This window comes from Celeribacter sp. (assembly GCF_048266405.1).
Lineage (GTDB): Bacteria > Pseudomonadota > Alphaproteobacteria > Rhodobacterales > Rhodobacteraceae > Celeribacter.
Genome location: NZ_JBLWZO010000018.1, coordinates 1 through 17,913, shown reverse-complemented (window position 1 = coordinate 17,913; position 17,913 = coordinate 1). Strand labels below are relative to the sequence as shown.

17 protein-coding genes are annotated in these 17,913 nt (G+C 55.9%); 12 read left to right on the top strand and 5 right to left on the bottom strand.

Annotated elements, in window-relative coordinates:
• Genes ACN0TS_RS17445 through ACN0TS_RS17435 form a run of 3 tightly spaced genes read right to left on the bottom strand, consistent with a single transcriptional unit; the run spans nucleotide 1 to nucleotide 3,383 of the window.
• A complete protein-coding gene (locus ACN0TS_RS17445) occupies nucleotides 1–936 on the bottom strand; it encodes an ABC transporter permease (RefSeq protein ID WP_417260607.1) in 936 nt (311 codons plus the stop codon).
• Nucleotides 933–2,372 carry a sugar ABC transporter ATP-binding protein gene (locus tag ACN0TS_RS17440; RefSeq protein WP_417260606.1) on the bottom strand — a complete coding sequence of 480 codons (1,440 nt, stop codon included), beginning with the start codon at nucleotides 2,370–2,372 and terminating at the stop codon, nucleotides 933–935. Before ACN0TS_RS17440 ends, ACN0TS_RS17445 begins: the two co-directional genes overlap by 4 nt.
• A 6-nt stretch (nucleotides 2,373–2,378) precedes the next feature.
• Nucleotides 2,379–3,383 (bottom strand): ABC transporter substrate-binding protein, encoded by a 1,005-nt coding sequence (locus ACN0TS_RS17435; protein WP_417260605.1) that lies wholly within the window; start codon nucleotides 3,381–3,383, stop codon nucleotides 2,379–2,381.
• A gap of 234 nt (nucleotides 3,384–3,617) precedes the next feature.
• On the opposite strand from ACN0TS_RS17435, the gene ACN0TS_RS17430 reads away from it, so the two are divergent.
• The 7 genes from ACN0TS_RS17430 (at nucleotide 3,618) to ACN0TS_RS17400 (ending at nucleotide 9,775) form a co-directional block, all read left to right on the top strand.
• Entirely contained in the window at nucleotides 3,618–4,856 is a 1,239-nt protein-coding gene (locus ACN0TS_RS17430) for an ATP-binding protein (RefSeq protein WP_417260604.1), read from the top strand.
• A complete protein-coding gene (locus ACN0TS_RS17425) occupies nucleotides 4,853–5,572 on the top strand; it encodes a response regulator (protein WP_417260603.1) in 720 nt (239 codons plus the stop codon). Before ACN0TS_RS17430 ends, ACN0TS_RS17425 begins: the two co-directional genes overlap by 4 nt.
• A 330-nt stretch (nucleotides 5,573–5,902) precedes the next feature.
• Nucleotides 5,903–6,277 (top strand): hypothetical protein, encoded by a 375-nt coding sequence (locus ACN0TS_RS17420; protein ID WP_417260602.1) that lies wholly within the window; start codon nucleotides 5,903–5,905, stop codon nucleotides 6,275–6,277.
• Between the two features lie 474 nt (nucleotides 6,278–6,751).
• On the top strand, nucleotides 6,752–7,615 hold the full coding sequence (locus tag ACN0TS_RS17415) for a hypothetical protein (RefSeq protein ID WP_417260601.1): 864 nt from the start codon (nucleotides 6,752–6,754) through the stop codon (nucleotides 7,613–7,615).
• Nucleotides 7,616–7,754: 139 nt separating this feature from the next.
• On the top strand, nucleotides 7,755–8,006 hold the full coding sequence (locus ACN0TS_RS17410; RefSeq protein WP_417260600.1) for a helix-turn-helix transcriptional regulator: 252 nt from the start codon (nucleotides 7,755–7,757) through the stop codon (nucleotides 8,004–8,006).
• 1 nt (nucleotide 8,007) lies between these two features.
• Nucleotides 8,008–9,309, top strand: a complete 1,302-nt coding sequence (locus ACN0TS_RS17405; protein WP_417260599.1) for a type II toxin-antitoxin system HipA family toxin — start codon at nucleotides 8,008–8,010, stop codon at nucleotides 9,307–9,309.
• Nucleotides 9,310–9,592: 283 nt separating this feature from the next.
• Nucleotides 9,593–9,775: a hypothetical protein gene (locus ACN0TS_RS17400; RefSeq protein WP_417260598.1), complete on the top strand. Its 183-nt coding sequence runs from the start codon at nucleotides 9,593–9,595 to the stop codon at nucleotides 9,773–9,775.
• Nucleotides 9,776–10,244: 469 nt separating this feature from the next.
• On the opposite strand, the gene ACN0TS_RS17395 is transcribed toward ACN0TS_RS17400, so the two are convergent.
• A complete protein-coding gene (locus ACN0TS_RS17395; RefSeq protein WP_417260597.1) occupies nucleotides 10,245–12,467 on the bottom strand; it encodes a choice-of-anchor F family protein in 2,223 nt (740 codons plus the stop codon).
• Between the two features lie 459 nt (nucleotides 12,468–12,926).
• Here ACN0TS_RS17395 and ACN0TS_RS17390 point away from each other — a divergent pair, with 459 nt between their 5' ends.
• The gene (locus ACN0TS_RS17390) at nucleotides 12,927–13,865 is read left to right on the top strand and encodes an IS110 family transposase (protein WP_417260596.1); all 939 of its coding nucleotides are present in this window, start codon (nucleotides 12,927–12,929) and stop codon (nucleotides 13,863–13,865) included.
• A 64-nt stretch (nucleotides 13,866–13,929) separates the two neighbouring features.
• On the opposite strand, the gene ACN0TS_RS17385 is transcribed toward ACN0TS_RS17390, so the two are convergent.
• Nucleotides 13,930–14,511, bottom strand: a complete 582-nt coding sequence (locus tag ACN0TS_RS17385; RefSeq protein ID WP_417260595.1) for a hypothetical protein — start codon at nucleotides 14,509–14,511, stop codon at nucleotides 13,930–13,932.
• A gap of 115 nt (nucleotides 14,512–14,626) precedes the next feature.
• On the opposite strand from ACN0TS_RS17385, the gene ACN0TS_RS17380 reads away from it, so the two are divergent.
• The 4 genes from ACN0TS_RS17380 to ACN0TS_RS17365 all read left to right on the top strand — a co-directional run.
• A complete protein-coding gene (locus ACN0TS_RS17380) occupies nucleotides 14,627–15,091 on the top strand; it encodes a hypothetical protein (protein WP_417260594.1) in 465 nt (154 codons plus the stop codon).
• A gap of 40 nt (nucleotides 15,092–15,131) precedes the next feature.
• Nucleotides 15,132–16,007, top strand: a complete 876-nt coding sequence (locus ACN0TS_RS17375) for an ArdC family protein (protein WP_417260593.1) — start codon at nucleotides 15,132–15,134, stop codon at nucleotides 16,005–16,007.
• 418 nt (nucleotides 16,008–16,425) lie between these two features.
• Nucleotides 16,426–17,016: a hypothetical protein gene (locus tag ACN0TS_RS17370; RefSeq protein ID WP_417260592.1), complete on the top strand. Its 591-nt coding sequence runs from the start codon at nucleotides 16,426–16,428 to the stop codon at nucleotides 17,014–17,016.
• On the top strand, nucleotides 17,003–17,913 hold a 911-nt coding region (locus ACN0TS_RS17365; protein WP_417260591.1), incomplete at its 3' end, for a relaxase/mobilization nuclease domain-containing protein. The genes ACN0TS_RS17370 and ACN0TS_RS17365, both read left to right, overlap by 14 nt.

Sequence of the window (17,913 nt, the reverse complement as noted above, 5' to 3'; positions counted from 1 at the left end):
TTATCCTTCTTGGCCGTCACGACGGGTGAATATGAGACGCGCCGTGAGCACGAGGATCAAAATGGCTCCCTGTGCGCCGATTTGCCAGTCAGAGCTCAGACGCAGGAAGGAGAGAAACGAGGAGGCGAGGGCGAGTGTCAGAGCGCCGATGACGGCCCCTACAGGGCTGACCTTGCCGCCAACAAATTCGCCGCCGCCTAGGATCACACCCGCAATGGACAATAGTGTATAGCGCAATGCGATATTGGCGTCGGCAGAGGTCGTCAGACCGACCAGAGCCATGCCTGCGAGCACACCGAAGAACCCCGCCAAGCCGTAGGCGAGTGCTTTGAGCCGCAAGATGGGCCAGCCTGCACGCGCCACGGAAGAAGCATTGCCCCCCACGCCACGCAGGACGGTTCCGATGCCCGTGCTGATGATGAGGTAATGGGTCACAGCGGCGATCAAAATCGCGGCGACAACGGCCATAGGCAGGAGTGGCGGCTTCACTGTCATGAGGCTGCGGATCCACGGCGGCGCGGTGCCACCAGGCGAGGGGAGGATCGACAGTGCAATCCCGCCCCAGACAAAGGACATGCCCAAGGTGACAACGATTGCAGGCAGATCAAAGCGATGGATCAAGACTCCAAGGGCGGCGTAGGCCGCGATCAGACCCGCGAGGATCAACACACCTAAGACGGGCGTGTCGTGCAGAAATGTCGCCGTGACGCAGGCCACGAGGCTCACAAATGCGCCAAGCGACAAGTCAATGTCATTCACCATGATGATCATCATCTGCGCCAACGTGGCCAAGGCAATAGGCACCGCAAGATTGAACAACAGGTTGACGCCGAAATAGCTCATGGCGCGCGGTTGGAGGTAGAAGGTTGCGGCTAAAAGTACCGTCAGGGACAGCACAGGCAAAAGGATGCGGTAACGCGCGAAAAGACGGATCATGCGTCTACCCCCTGCATTTCAAATGAAGCTTCGAGGATGCTTTCCTCGGTGATGCCCGCGCCGGTCAATTCGGCGGAAATCTCTCCGTCACGGAATACGAACACGCGGTCGCATTGGCAGACCTCTTCGGTCTCGGTTGAATACCATAGGAAGGTGCGGCCTTGCTCGGACTCGGATCGGATCATGGCGTAAACGTCCTGCTTGGTGCCCACATCGACGCCGCGCATGGGATCATCCATGACAACCACAGGAGCCTCCGAGGCCAGTGCGCGCGCGAAAAGCACCTTTTGTTGGTTGCCGCCTGAGAGCGACAGAATGTTGTTGTTTACATCGTCTGTACGAATGCCGATGCGGGATTTCCAATCAGCGGCGACGGCCGCCTCTGCCTCGCGGTCCACTAGGCCGCGTTTGGCGATTTGCGGCAGGATGGAAATCGTCGCGTTGCGCAAAATGGACCACAGCGGCAAAATGCCATCGCGTCCACGGTCGCCCGCGACAAAGACCATGCCTGCCCCTTTGCCGGGCCGCCATGAGGAGCTGTGCTCGAAGTAGAGCCGCGCAAGGGCTTCGGCCTGTCCGTGGCCTGCGAGACCTGCAAGACCCACGATCTCGCCTTTGCCCGCGGTCAATCCCGTGGCGCTATTGAGAATGTCGCCGCCGAAGTCGGTGCTGCGCACAGCTTTCTCCGTTGCCGGTCCTGCGACATGTCCCATGGCCTCGACCAGTGAGCTGCGAGAAAATTCAGCGGTTGGGCGGGAGGTAACCACCTTGCCGTCTTTCATCACAACAATGGTCGAGGCCACGTCAAATATCTCGCCCATCATGTGAGAGATGAACAAGATTGCGCCGCCTTGGGCGCAGAATGTTTTGATATGGGTGAGCAATTGCTCAGCGATGCCCGCGTCGAGCGAGGAGGTCGGCTCATCAAGAATGACGAGTTTCGCCTCCGAGCCGCGTGGGGCGAAACCGATTGCGATTTCGACCATTTGCCGCTCGGCAATTGTCAGCTGATCCACGGTGACATCAGGATCAATGCCGTGGTTCGGAAATACGGTATCGAGGCTCGCAAGGATCTCGGCGCGCGCCCGACGACGCCAACCAATCCCTTTGAGGCTCGTATGTGAGATGCGCAGGTTCTCTGCGACGGTGAGGTTCGGACAGAGCGACAGCTCTTGGAACACCGACCGCACGCCCGCGTCGAGCGCACGTGATGCGCCTGAGGCGGGAAAGGCAACAGTGCCACCCGATGGCGTGAGCCCGCCATTTATCAGATTAACAAGCGTAGATTTCCCTGCGCCGTTGTGACCGACCAGCCCGAGACATTCCCCTGCGCTGATCGAAAGGCTCACACCGTCAAGGGCCCTGACCGCACCGAAGTGCTTTTCGGCATTGGTCAGGGCCACAAGGGGTGTGCCGTTAGTGGTGGCACTGTTCATGGTCGCTTACATCGCTCCGTCGATGACGGCTTTGGCATCTTCAAGGGTATAGGTTGTGTTCGCAACCGAGCCCTCTGGTGTCGCTGCGAGCGTTTCGGCCAACGTGTCTTGGGTCACTTGCAAGAACGGAACGCTCAGGTCTTTCGACACCTCTGCGCCATCAAGGATTTGTTGTGCTACCCAGAAGGCAAGCGATGCAACACCCGGTGCGATGGAGAGCGACAGGGTTTCATAGCCGGTCGCCTCGTGCTGCTCAGCCCACCACGCCATCTCGTCCTGACGGTTGCCAAGAACGATCAGAGGTGTTTCACGACCTGCGGCGGCAAAGGCCTGCGCTGTGCCGTAACCGTCACCGCCTTGGGTGGCGACACCGACGATGTCGGGCAGCGAGGGCAGGATGCCTGCGACAGCTTTTTGGGCCACGTCTTGCGCCCAGTCACCGTGGACAGAGCCGACGATTTCGAACTGTGGGAATTGTTCGACACCTTTGTGGATACCTGCGGAAATTTCGTCGTCCACAAAGACACCGGCAAGGCCGCGCAGCTCAAGCAGGTTGCCGCCATCTGGAATACGGCTTGCAAGATATTCGACCTGCAAACGACCCATTTCCTCAAAGTCCACCGCGATGCGCCATGCGCATGGCTCGGTCACGATCCCATCAAAGGACACGACGACAACGCCCGCGTCACAGGCTTCTTTGATGGCGCCATTCAGGGCGGTTGGCGATGCGGCGTTAACCACGATTGCATCATACCCCTGAAGGATCATGTTCTGGATCTGGGCAGCTTGTTCGGTTGCTTGGTTTTCAGACGTTGTAAAGGCGTCGGCTGCGGCAACAACACCATCGGCGACAGCGGCTTTTGCGACGTCATCAAAGGATTGCAACATGGCCTGACGCCATGAGTTTCCCGCGTAGTTGTTCGACAATGCGATGCGTTTGTCGGATGTATCGGCGTAAACGCCGGTTGCAGCCATAGACAATGCGGCCGCGCTCAACAGCAATGATTTCATTTGGGTCTCCTCCCCATTTCGGCGCGCCAGCTTGGTCACGCCCTGCGTACACAGTTCACCTTTCGCAGGTGATTTGCGTGGGCGTATGGTTGGCATTTGACGATGATGTGTAAAGCAGGCAAGCCGCAAATCTGTTGCGGGTTCCCGCACATTAGATGCGGGCATGGGTATGTTCACACCACCACTTTCGCGTTAAACACAGGGTCGGAGCACATAAGTTTTGCGGAGGCGCGGATGAACGACGTATCAAACCCCGTTACAAACCCCGCGCCACTCTCGCGACAAGAAAGTGAAATGTTCCTGCGGATTTCAAACCATTTGGCGCGGGAGACAGAGATTCAATCCGCGCTGTCGGCTGTGGCCGAGGAAATAACGCGGGTTCTGCCGTTTACGCATTTTGATATCTGTTTGCTCGACGGCCATGATTGGCTTGTGTCTTACGAAGTTGGCATCAAAACCCGATGGTCGCGACGGCGCACACGCCTCACCTTTTCACCGATCCGCGACCTTTTGTTGGGCAAAATTGACAGCATGATTTGCGCCAATGCGATGGAAGATCCGCGCCAAACCTTTAAAGGGGCGGCGAGCGAGCCGATCTTCAATCACAACCTGCGCTCACGTGTGCATGTCGGGATGAAGGTGATGGGGCAATTGATAGGTACGCTCAACATTTCCCATAGCGAGGCCAATCTCTTTGATGAGGGCACATTGGAATTCGCCCGCCACCTTGGTGATCTGCTCGCCCCCTATTTTCACGCGCTTCATGCCATTGAGGGTGCCCAACGCGACGCCCGCGCCCGTTCAGAGATACAGACGCGCGAGGAGGGGTTGCGCCTTGGGGCGTCAAGCCTGACGCAGACCCTCGAACAAGAACGGCAACGGATCGGGATGGATTTGCACGACCAAACCCTTGCCGACCTCACGCGCCTCTTGCGTGAGGTGATAAACGGGAAGGGGCCGTTGGATCGTCAATATGTGGGAGAGTCGCTGAGCGCATGTATTCAGGATTTGCGCCAGATCATTGATGAGGCCGTTCCCTCGCAGTTGCAATTGTTTGGCTTTCGCCATGCGATTACCGCCCACCTCGAAAAGGCCGCGCGGGGCAGCCAGAACGGCGGCGTCCCTTTGACCACCGAGGTTGTGGACAACACGCGCGTGGATATCGCCGCGATGCACCCGACAGTGCGCACCGCCGTCTTTCGGATCACACAAGAAGCCATTAACAATGCGGTCCGCCATGCGGCGGCCTCTCGGATCGAAGTGACTATCGGGGACGACGCCGATGGCGCATTGCAGATTTGCGTGTCGGATAATGGCCGCGGCTTTTTACGCCACGCCGACAGCCGCCAATCAGGATTGATACATATGGAAACGCGGGCACGTCTCATTCTGGCCGAACTCGATATTAACGGGCAGGACGGAACCCGCGTTACATTGACCGTACCAGCCTCATCACAAGGTGCCAGACCATGAAGCTCTTGATCGTAGAAGATGACCAGTTCCACGCGAACTTCATGTTGGAAACTGTGGGAGACACTCTACCTGAAGTCAGCGAAATCACCCATGTCGCAGACGGCAATAAGGGCGAAGAGGAGGCCATGTCGGGTGAATACCCCGCTGTGATTCTCGATCTGCAAATGCCTGGGCGAAATGGGGTCGAGGCGGCGCGGACCATTTGGGCGCACCGTCCCGATACGCGGATTTTGTTTTGGTCGAATTATGCCGATGAGGCTTATCTGCGCGGCATAACCACCATCGTTCCCGAGAATAGCGCCTACGGTTACGTGCTTAAAACCACGTCGATCAATCGTCTTGGTCTGGCATTGCGGGCTGTCTTGATCGAGGGACAGATCATCGTCGATCGTGAGGTGAACAGCTTCCAAAAACGTGCCGCAACCCCGCGCACAGGTTTGACGGAAAGCGAATTTGAGGTGCTTGTAGATCTTGCTCTTGGCCTGACGGACAAGTTGATCGCCGACCGCCGTGCCATGTCATTACGCTCCGTGCAAAACCGCCTGTTGTCGCTGTATCAAAAACTAGAGGTCGAGGACGAAGGGGCCGCGTATAACAAGCGCACACGTGCCGTCAATCGTGCGCTTTTGAACCGTATGCTGAACGTCGAGACACTGATAGCCGCCGAGCGCGAGCTGGCCCCCTGGATAGCAAAACAAATGTCGCGCCGCAGCTAGGCCGCAGTCAAAGCACCTTGCCTTCCCTCTTCGAGGGAGGTTGCGAGCCTACTGACAAGCCCCATTGCGCTGCACAAGTGCGCCGTGTGGTGTGACCCGACAGGGTGCCGTTTTCCTGACTGGGATTGCGTGGTTCGTTGGTGTCTGCCGCTTGACAAAAGCACGACCACTTTGAACGATTACCCTCAATGCAATCCGCCCAAGATGGAGATTTTGAGATTGAAATTCAGCCTATGTGTTTTGCTTGCCGCATTCATACCGTCAATTGCGATGGCACAAAACTTTTCCAGCGGAATAGGGACTAGACCCTCCTGTCGCGATAGTGGAGGAGTGGCCTGTTCCGGAATTGAGGGATGGGTAAACGTAAGCACCATCTGTTACGAAGAAAGCGAATGTGATTATCAGGGGTTTACCTGTAAATCGAACTACACCGCCTATAAAGAGGCCTATGACGAGCTGCGTGACCAATACAATGAACTTCTCGACGAAGACATCGAGGTTCGCGGCAAATGCAACGAATTGCTTGAGCGTCACAAGGGCGCGGTGGAGCATATTGAGAACTTAGAACATCGCCTTGAGGAGGCGCAGTACGAGCTTGATGTGGTGTATTACGACCTGCAAAGGTCGCGAGATGCGTATGATACGCTTCAAAGCTGCGTGAAGAGCCTCGGTCGCTTCGATAATCCACAAGACTGCCTGCAATAACGCCCCAAAGGCAGAAAATCTTGCGGCAGGGTGGGATGCGCGTTTTGAACCGCGACACAGGTTCGCGCGAGGCGCATTGCGGCTCGAAGCACAACAAACGCAGATCGGGACTGATAGGCGTGATAGGAGCACGATATGCCCAACGCGTCCGAATATCTCTATGTCATTGAAGTTAAATGGAGGCGAGTACCGGAATCGAACCGGTGTACACGGATTTGCAATCCAGAAAGAGCGCAAGCAAAAACAACGACTTAGGGATTCAAAATGCCCCCTGACAAAAAGTGAACAAAAAACGAAAGTTTCAAAGCCAAATTCGGCGGTTCAAAACGAAAAAGGCCCCGTCACAGCGGCAACTGTGAACCGGGGCCAAATAGAAAAAGCCTGTCAGCTTTCACCGAACATTAGCACGGGCCAATGCCTTACCGCAAACGCTCAGTCCGCTTTTTCCCGGCCTCTAACTGGCGAGGTGGTCCAATGAGCTGGCGCATCGCGAATGAATGCGCCGAGCGCCGCTTTGGCAGCGCTGCGCGCAAACAGATCATCATGTTCCTGGCCGACAAGGCGAGCGATGACGGCTCCGGCATCTGGTGTTCCAAGGGGACGATCCAGCGCCACACAGAGCTCAGCGAGAGCACGGTGAAGCGCACCATCATCGACTTCCTGCGCGAAGGCATCCTGATCGAGACAGGGCGGCGGCAGTGCAAGAACGGCTACACCGTCATTTACCGCATCGTTCTGGAGCGCGTCGCCGCGCTCGAACCCACAGCCGAGCCCGACATTGAGACGGGGGTCACTGTGAACCCCGCCCAGCCTGAACCCGGTACGGGGTCCACGGTGAACGGGGTACGGGGTTCACGGTGGACCCCAAACCATCCTAAAACCATCCATAAACCACCAACGCGCAGGCGCGAGGCGGCGGAGGAGGTTGAAGATTTTGAATCTGAGAAGATCTTGGCAGCCTATCCCGAAGACAGGATCCGAGACCGGCGGACCAGTCTGCGCCTGATCGCTGCGGCCCTGAAGGCCGGGGTAGAGCCCGATGATCTGAAGCAGGCGGTCAAAGCCTATGCGAAGGAAAGCGAAGGCTATACGCGCAGCAAGGTCTGTTTCTCGGACAATTGGTTCAAGATGCGCCGATGGGAGAAGGGGCTTACTCAGGTAAAGGTGGACCGAGATAAGGCGCGAGAGGCCGCAACCAAAGGGCGCGCCAGCCTCGCCGAATGGATCCACGAGCGCCATCCCCTCTGCCGCCACATCACAAACCGGCAGATCGAGGACTTGATCGCGTCAAGGATGGTGACGCCTGAGCAGGTTCGATCTGCGGGGCTGCAGGCGTGAGAGTTGTTGCGCAATTTGAGATAAGGCTAATGATGAGGTTTAGTTATATGATGCCTAAGCCATATACGCCATTTATGGCGTGGAGATCATATTGACAATTTATGATTTATAGGTCATATATGGCGACAGGAGAACCCTCATGAAGCACCTCGTTCGTACATCAAAAAATTTGGGCCACGCAATACGCGAGGCTCGAAAGGCAAAGAACCTGACCCAGAAGGATCTCGCCTCGATGAGCGGTGTCTGGCAAGAGACAATTTCCAAGATCGAGAACGGTAGTGGGGGTGCCAAGCTGGAAACGGTATTCGATTTGATCGCGGCCTTGGACCTCGAAATCACGGTGACCGAGCGCAGCAAAGGCACACCAGACGGGCTAGAGGACATTTTCTGACATGGGCCGCAAGCGCAGCTACACACCGTTGAACGTCTTTCTAAACTCGCGGCTCGTGGGTCAATTGGTACGTGAGCCCTCAGGCGGCGTCAGTTTCGCCTATGCACGTGACTGGCTCGACTGGGAGCACCGGATGCCGGTCTCTTTGTCGTTGCCATTGCAGGAGAACCGGTACAGCGGCGCACCTGTGATGGCCGTCTTTGACAACCTGTTGCCTGACAGTGACCTCATCCGTCGAAGGGTCGCGGAACGTGTCGGGGCCGAAGGCGTCGATGCCTTCAGCTTGCTGTCACAAATTGGGCGCGATTGCATTGGTGCGCTGCAGTTTCTGCCCGAAGGGCAAGAGCCCCAGCCAATGTCCGAGCTGACTGGAGAGCCTGTTGACGAGGTGCAGATCGGGGCCATTCTGAGCGACCTCGATCTTGCGCCACTGGGGATCCGCCGCGAGAATGACTTCCGAATTTCTGTCGCTGGTGCACAGGAAAAAACCGCGCTGCTTCGTAAAGATGGCCAGTGGATTGAGCCAACCGGCACGACGCCAACCACGCACATCATAAAGCCGCAAATTGGTAGACTGCCCAACGGTATGGACCTGTCCGACAGCGTTGAAAACGAATACCTGTGCCTGAAGTTGATGGAAGCGTTTGGGCTTCGGGCGGCGAATGTCGAAATGGCTCAGTTTGGCGACAAGAAAGCCTTGGTGGTTGAGCGTTTTGATCGGCGCTGGACGTCTGATGGCCGCTTGATCCGTTTGCCGCAGGAGGACTGCTGCCAAGCACTGTCCGTTGTGCCAACGCAAAAGTACCAGAACGAGGGCGGCCCAGGGATCTCGGACATCATGGATCTTTTGTTGGGAAGTGATGATCCCAACAAAGACCGGTACGACTTTTTCAAAGCAAACGTCCTGTTCTGGTTGCTGGGGGCGACAGACGGGCACGGTAAGAATTTCAGCATCAGCCTCTTGCCCGGCGGGCGGTTCCGCATGACGCCGCTCTATGACGTCCTGACGGTGCAACCGACGGTCGACGCCCGGCAGATCGAGCGAAAGTACTTCAAACTGGCCATGAATTTCGGGAACTCAAACCACTACAAGGTTTCGAATATCGTTGGTCGGCACATCGTGGAGACCGGAGTTCAATCCGGCTTATCCCGCGCTGTCGTACAGGGCATGTTCGAAGAGCTGCAGGAGACTTCGCACGCGATCATTGAGACTACGTTCAATCAGCTTCCGGAGGGTTTCCCGGAGGCGTTGCTTTCTTCGGTCGACGGCGCGCTGAAGGCTAGGTTGCATCTGTTGAGCTAAAGTTAGTTGGACCTGCCTGGTGCGAGAGCGCGACTATTCTGGTTCAAACCAAATCAGGTTATGTTGTCGTGCCAAACTCAGGACTTCAACGCCGTGTTTCCAACTGCTGAACATAAGCGGGCAGCCGTAGCAGACGCGGCGCAAGCCCCGCTTCAACAGGAATATTCCCCTGCGCCAGCGCATTCCTCGCGACCCAATATTTCAACTGACATCTCCTTGGTGCCCACGTTGGTCATGTTCATCGAAACACTCTAAATGAGGATCAAACAATGGCTACTCAAACTTGAAACTGAACGTCAAATCCTGTGAAAAAGACGGCAAGAACTTCTGGGACCGCTGCGGCGTGCTCTTCGTCAATACCAACGGCCGCAGTAACATCACGTCGATCAACGTCAAACACAGCATGTTCCCCGACGTCGAAATGGTCGCCTTCTCACGCCGCGACGACGATCCGGTTGCCGAGTGACCGGTGCGCGGGGGCGGGTTTCCCGCCCCGGAAAAACCGAAGCAGAGTGTGGATCGCTGTCAATTGGACTTCAATAAGTATCCGATGTCGCATCGATGCAACTCCTAAGATCGGACCTTCGCTGCAAGTGCAAAATCGGCAGTTGGTGGAACTGGTGCTCTGCGGGACAAAGCTGCCGTTTGTATAATGGATGCCAATGGCAGGTCTCAGCTCGAAGGCGACATTGATGCCAAGCGCAGCATTATGTGGAGCATCGTCACGGAGGGCGGAAACCGGTCATTCGTTGCAGGTATTCAACGTTCCCTCAACTCAAGAAATGCAGACATTTACAAAATTGAACGCCCTAAGCACGTAAATAGGTCGTATCACCGAAACCCCTCCCTGCGCTTTGTTTTCACAGACTTGAGGTTTCGCAATCAAAACAGCGCCTGAATTCAGGCGCTGCTCTTTTTTTAGCCTCGTGACAGGTTTAGAATGCGAACCGCATAACGACTTGAAGGGCGTGGCTTTCGTGGTTCTCCCCGAAGGCCCCATGATAGCCGCCGTGCAGGGTTGTCTTCGACGAGGATGTCGCACCGAGCGTGGTGGAGAAGCCCAACTCAAGATCAACCCATTGGTCATCAAAGCCGTCCACGGGAACGGAGGTAGCTGGAAGGCCGGCAAAACCTGTCCCGATCAATTGATCGTCCCCAGAGGCCTTCGTCAGCGACAGAGCGCCTGTCAGAACAGTCTCCCGACTGGACTGAGGCAGGGCATACGCGCCCTCGACGCCGATCGATGCGATGGTGACTTCACCGTCTTGATCGCCAATAGAGAGGTTCCATGCACCGGCACCGGTTTCATCGAAGCCGTCAGTCTTTTGCTTGTAATACTCAAGCGACGCCCGCGGCCCGTAGGTAAATGCTCCGTTCTGAACCATGTATTGCGCGTTGAGGGCCGCGAAAATCTGAGACCCGTCAGTTTTGCCCTTTGCTGTCTCGCCCATCACATTGCGAGTGCTTTCAAAAGACAGATCCTGATAGCCGAGCATGGCGCTGATGCTGCCGCCTTTTCCGAAGGCTTTTCGACCAAAAACGGCAATGGATAGCGCATCCGCGTCAACAGACCCCAAATCGCTCTGCGCATCAGCCGATCCCGTGCCCGCGCCGATCATAACACCAACGCCCAATGTCGGATCAAGCCGCCATTCCGCGCCTGCGGCGAAGGAATAGCTGTCGATGTCATAGCCTACGCCGTCAATCGTGCGGTCATAGCTCGCTGTTCCGCCCTGAATGGAGACAAATCCTGTGGCACCCTCTCCGATCGACCAACCGTTGGGTAGGCCTTTCGTGGACAAGGTCGCCCCAGACGCGCTTCGCGCAGTCCCTCCTTCGGGTAGGGCCGCCGTCATTGCGCGCCCCAATTCATATGACAATGAACTGTAACTTCCCAAGAAGCTGAAACCGACGCTTTCCAAGGCAGTCTGCCGTTCTGCATCATCCTCGATGTCGAGAATTTCACCAATTGCGGCCTCATAGGTTCCCGCATTTCCTATATCGAGATAGGGCACTTGGGCGGCCCCATCCAGCATGCCTGCGACTTTGAACTGATACTCGGTGGCGGCCTCCGCGACGATTTCCGCGAAGATCGGCGCGAGGCGCAGGGTGACTTGGTCGCCGTCCACATCACCAAGCTCGATCATGAAGTTCAGGTTCATGTTCCGCAGGTCTTCGATGATATCGACACTCAAAAGGTCATTGCTTTCCATGAGCGCGACGATCTCGTCGGGAACGTCGTCCCCTGGAGTATAGGCGAGACTACCGAGACCAACGCCAAGCGTATCGGCAAGGTTTTGCAGTTTGTCGTCGAGTTCAGGCCCCGCAAGACCCAGAGTGCCATAGACCCACGCTCCGGTGCTGACGTTATGCCACGCAACGAGTTTAGGCTCGTCGGCCTCTTCGTCAAAGCTCGACATATCAAAGAAGAACCCGTCAGGCACCTGACTGTCATCAAGAAAACCAGTCCCGAACAATTCGTCATATTTGGCGTTGCCGGTCATCTCGCCAAGCTTGATGAGCGCCTCTTCAAATTGATCTGTGTCCATCACGGCTTTATCGCCGCCATCAAAAAAGCCGGTGTCCCCTTCGTTCCCGCCATTGCCGAAGAGCCCGTCAGGCAGGTTGAAATTACCGTCGGCAAATTGGAGATCGAACAGGGCCTGATAAGCAGGGTCGGTTGCATCAAAGGCGGTGAAGGCATCACCCGTCCCTGTGCCGAGTTCGAGGGTGTAACCAATCATCCGCGCCCCTGTGAGGTTCGAGGTTTTGCCGTAGACATAATATTCGGTAACGTCGCCGGTGCTTTGCGTGCTCAGGCTGATGTCCATGCCGTCCGCTCCTGTGAGGCGGGTCTTGACCCGCTTGCCTGAGCCGCGTTCCGCGTCGCAGCCCTCAAGAGCAGGATTGTTGGCCATAAGACAATTGGTAATGCCGTTCGGATTGGCGGTGTTGCCGTATTCCGCGCCAAGGTCTTCTGTGAATGACTGGATGCCCGGATCAAGAATTCCCTCCGCAGGATCGGCAAAAACATAGCCATCCCCCGTGACGCCAATCACAGGGATTTCATCGAAGGCACCAGCAAACGCTGGTGTTGCCATGAGCGCAAAAATCGCAATCGGTGCGCAGCTTTGAAGTTTAAGTGTTTTAAGAGACATATTTTCCCTCCCCGAGAAATGCCCCGAATGCGGGGCGCAGGAAACAACGCAATCACCTGACTACGTATTCATATATTACCATGCGTTTCTTCGGGGAGATATGATCCAAGTCATGCTGTGAATATTGAAAAATATAGTCGCGCACGCATCGCATCGACGTTTCGGGTAACCAGACGGATCAATCAGCGTTGCGCTATCGAACCTGTAGCAGAATGCAGGCTTCTGGTCCGCGCGACTGTTGCGCAGACCCGATACACCCAATCCTCACCCCTTATGTATCGGAAGTTTGCTATCGTTATCCCGATCCGGCGTTTTGCAAGATATCGGATCGGGAAGGTGTACGCCGTTAGCCCCTTGTGGTGCGACCACGTAATCTAGACTGGCGACCCTTCTCTTTCTTCAAACTCGAACAGTTGATTGGGGCGTATGACCCCGGAGCATAAGAAAGAGATTTAGAATATGGCACAGAATACGGATTTTGTCGGCCTTGATGTCGGTAAGTTTGAGATTTTTGTATATGTTAGCAAAACTGGCGCGGCTTTTTCGGTGTCAAATACACCAGCGGGTCATAGCAGTCTTCAGCGCAAGTTAGGTCCAGTTGACGGCCAAATTATCGCTCTGGAGCCCACAGGCGGTTATGAATGGACCATATGGGAAGCGTTAGATGCTGCTGGGTACGATGTCAGGCAAGTTTGCGCAGCACATGTTCGTGCATTTTCCCGTGCGACAGGTGCTTTGGCGAAAACGGATCCAATTGATGCTCGTTTAATTGCAGATTTCATTGCTTTCAGACCAACCTCTGGCCGCAAACTGCCAGCGAAAAAGCTTCGTTATCTCAGTGTCTTGAGCACGAAACGCCGTCAATTGGTGGAATTGCGCAAACGCTTGAAGTGTCAGATCAAGCAGCATGACAACGGTTTGATGGTTGCCTTGGATGTAGAACTTTTGGAGCTCCTGTCTCGACAGATTAGGGGGCTGGAAGATGCGATACAGGCACAAATCATGGATGACCCCCAAATGAAACAACATGCCAAGATACTGCGATCCATTCCAGGAATAGGTCCCGTATTATGCGCGGCCTTAATCGGAGAAATGCCGGAATTGGGCACGATAGGGGATAAGCAAATTGCGGCACTTGCCGGAGTGGCACCGATCAACCGAGATAGCGGTCGAATGGATGGGCGGCGCTCAATAAAGGGAGGCCGATACGTCATTCGGAGTTTGCTTTATCAGGCAGCATTGGTCGCATCGACGCACAATAAAACCCTCAAAGTGTTTGCCAATCGGCTAAAAGAAAAAGGAAAACCGCACAAAGTTGTCTTGATCGCGGTGGCACGCAAACTGCTCATGATTGCAAATACCCTCATGGCTAAAAACCAATTATGGCGAACAACATAAATACAGTTGCTAGTTTTTCTTATCAAGGCAGTCATCATCCACTTGGCACGAGGTCTGCATCACCTCATATGCTCCAATCATGGACATGAACGTCTTTTCCTGAATGACCTTTGAGAATGTCGATCGCGAGCTTTTCGTGCCTTTCGTCAGCAACGCGCACCCACAGGAGAATGCCCCCCTTCTCAATCTGGTCTGCGTAATAGTCTTTATGATGCTGTTGAACCCTCCGCGCCAAGAGAACCCCGATCGCTGCAGCAGGCAACCCCACAATCGCAACAGCTGCCGCGGTGCCCGCGGCCGTCGCTCCTGCCGCCGCCATCGCCGCCATAGCTATGTATGAGGGAATGAAGAACGCGCCACCGACAACCATACCCTCCAACTCTCCAATGGCCTCTTCTGACACAAAGGCAGCGCGTGGTACATGCGGGTCGTCTTCTATGTCTTTAGTGCTAAGATAAGCAGCACCAAATTTTTCCTTCAAGGCGTTTTCACTGCCCAGAACGCTCAAGTCAAAGCGACTGAAACCAACCATACGAAGGTCATAAAACGCTTTTTGAAAGCTATCAAAGGTCTCAAACACACCTACGGCCTCAGGCACTTTAATGACCATTGTACCTTTGTCGTGTTCATCAATTTCGTTTGTCATCTCCATCTCCAATCAAAGTTTTGTGTCCTGTCGACCGAATTATACGCGCACTCTGATCAATGCACCTTGACTGGCGTCAATGGATCGCCCTACTCGATTCAGACTGAGAAGATGTGTGATAATCAGCAAATTTTCCGTCGGGAACGGAAAATACCTGATGTCAGGTCACATAAGGCCATCCAAAATCTATTCTTTTGAATTACGTTTGCCCACCAGCTGCCGTTCGGCTGAACGGCTGGATCCAGCAGCCAAAGGTGTTTTCCTGACACCAAAGGAATCACTGGGCCACCAAACCCCAATTGGAGTTGTTGCGAGCTGGCGCTTCGTCCGCGTCTTGATTGTCGGCGAGGGGTGCGGAGAAAGTGCGGTCTCGGTTCTGGTCGAATCCACACTCGCGAACGATTGCTTCGGTGTCACGGGCTGCGTCGCCACGACAGGCTTGCTGCATCTGCGAGATAATGCTGCGGCAGCGAAACGCGAAAACCCAAGGCCCGCTTTGTCTCGCACGCGGACGTTTCAGGCCACCAAAATGCTGCGACATGCTCAAATGGCAAGCTCGACGGGCCGCACCGCAGAATGACAGAGACAAGCTACAGGAACACCGCAAGTGTCCCGCGAGCTTGTCCAGGTTACAAGTTTATGCCCATGTCACCGACACCATTATTGCAGAGATTGAGGCAGGCACGCAGCCATGGCGCAAGCCGTGGACTGGGAGCGCGTCCGGCATTGCCTTGCCGACCCGACACAATGGCGAGGAGTATCGCGGGATTAACATCTTGATGCTCTGGGTCATGGCGGCCAAGCATGGGTATGTGTCCAGCCGCTGGATGACCTACAAACAGGCGCAGGAACTTGGCGGTCAGGTCCGCAAAGGTGAGACGTCGTCGACCGTGGTCAAATACGGAACGTTCATCCGTGAAAACGAATTGGGCATCGAGGAGGAGCTGCCCTATGCGCGCGCCTATCGCGTGTTCAACGCGGATCAGATCGAGGGTTTGCCCGAGGACTACTACATCCGCCCTGAGGCCCCGCGCGACCTTGGGACGGCGGCAGACCCTGAACTTGAAGCGTTTTTCAGCCGAACTGGGGCAGAGATCCTCACCAGTGATGACCCGCGCGCCTACTACAGCCCCGCCAAAGATCACATCCACATGCCGCCGATTGCCACGTTTCACAATGCGGCAGGCTACTATGGGACACTGGCCCATGAGCTTATCCACTGGACTGGCAGCGAAAAGCGGCTGGAGCGGATCGAGAAATTTGCGAACCGCGAAGCCTATGCCTTTGAGGAGCTGGTGGCAGAGATCGGTGCCTGTTTCCTTGGGGCTCAGATTGGTGTCGCGCCGGAGTTTGGTCAAAGCGCCGCCTATGTTGAAGGGTGGTTGAAAGCGCTCAAAGAAGACAAACGGGCGATTTTTCGCGCGGCGTCCGAGGCGCAGAAGGCAGCCGATTTTGTCTTAGCAGCCGCAGGTCAATCGAAAGCGGCCGCAGCATGAACGGCCCCGCAATCCTGCCCCCGATGACGTGCCGCCAATGCGGCGCGTCAAACCCAGTGATCTTTCCCGCGCCGATTATCGTGAAAGGCAGTTGCACCTGTATTTGCTTGGATTGTGCAGAGGCCCGTTCGTGGCTGGATCCGGACGGAAACTTAAAACCTGGTGTTGAGCATTAAACGTCTGCGCCCCGCCTCATGTGGCGGGGCGCAGACGTTGGGGGATGAGATGGAAAATTGTGGCCCGTGCTGCTGAGCACGGACCGCCCAACAACCCTGTCGCAGCCTGTGGCTGCTCCAAACGGAATACAGGTAGTTGATTCAATATTACAATAATGAATCAATTATGGCGAAATGCCATAACGGGGCTGCCTGTATGAAACTGGTATGAAACTGGCAAGAAATAGGGGTGATTACTTCACATGGGACGACCGCGCGCACCACGGCACAAACGACTGACGCAGAACCAGCGTTTTGCCATCGTGAGCAAGCGAGCGGAGGGGCTGCCGATCGAGGATCTGGCCCGCGAATTTGGCGTCACGACCCGCACCATCTTCTACACGTTGAAGGCTGATCAAAGCCGTAAACTTGATGCGCGCGTGCGCTCTGAATTGGTGAATGTCCGGCTCACGCCAAAGGAGCTTGCGGGCTTTGATGCGGTGTTGACGCGGCATGATATCACCAGCCGTGCCGAGGGGCTGCGGCGGTTGATCCATGCCTCAAACGATCTCTTCGTTCCTGATGATGAACTGGCCAATCAGATGCAGGCGCTCTCGGCCTCGCTCAATCGCACCGGCAACAACATCAACCAGATTGCACAGCGCCTGAACGAGGCGAAGCGCCAGGGTAAAACGACACCCTATGGCAATTCTGCCCATGCCCAAGTGCGTGCCTTGGCGGGATTGATCTTCAACATCGCAGATCAGGTTCAGGACATGGCGCAGCGCCGCCGAAGCGCGCTGTCCGGTGAGGTTGCTCGTGTTCTGGGAGGCTTTGCCGATGGCTCGCAATAGTGCCGTTTCCGCCGCGCAGGAGGCCTTCTTCGATCGCGACTGGAGCCGCATTCGTGGCAACGTTCCACGCGCCCGCGCCAAGCAGATGGCGCGCGCAGCCATGGGGCATTCCCCCGCGATTTTCAAAGCCATTCGCGATGGAGGAACGCACACCAAATCGCAGCTGCGCAACCAGCTGGAATACCTGACTACCAAGTCGAGCTTCATCATCGACAGCCGTGGCACCTATGACGGCCAAAGTGTTTTGTCAGCCAAAGAGATTGAACAGGTCACGCGTCGGTTTTCAGCGCAGTGGAATGAGGGGTTTCATCCCAAGTTGGGGCATACCTCGCATCTCTTGATGGCCTTTCCGATTGGCACGCGCGGCGAGGATGTTGCCGATATCACGCGCGAGATTTTCGAGCGGTTCTTTCAGGGCGAAGGCAGCCACTTCGACTACATCGCGGCCGTGCATGAGGATCGGGATCACCCGCATGCACACATCGTTCTGAACCGGCGCAGCAAGGACGGGGAGTTCTTCTTTCTGAAAGAAGGGCACCACTTCAACTACGACAGGTTTCGCGAGGCGATGGTGGAGGTGTCGGACCGCTACGGGCTGCGGCTTGAGGCGACGCGAAAGCTGGAGCGTGGGGTGACGACGAAGAGGCCAAACGATGTGGACCAACGTCGTGCAGAAGCCACGGGAAAGCACCTAACCGAACGTGAGCGCGTGGGGCCAGAGCTCGAACGCGCATTGGCTGAAGTCGCCCAGAACGCGCGGCTCTATCGCGGCCTAGCGGCTGAGGCCTCGCGTGAGAAACAGCATGACATTGCCGCTGCCTTGGACAAGGCCGCGACGCTTTTGGCGCAGGGCAAACCGATTGAAGCAGATGGAAAGGTATATGGCATGGCCGAAGA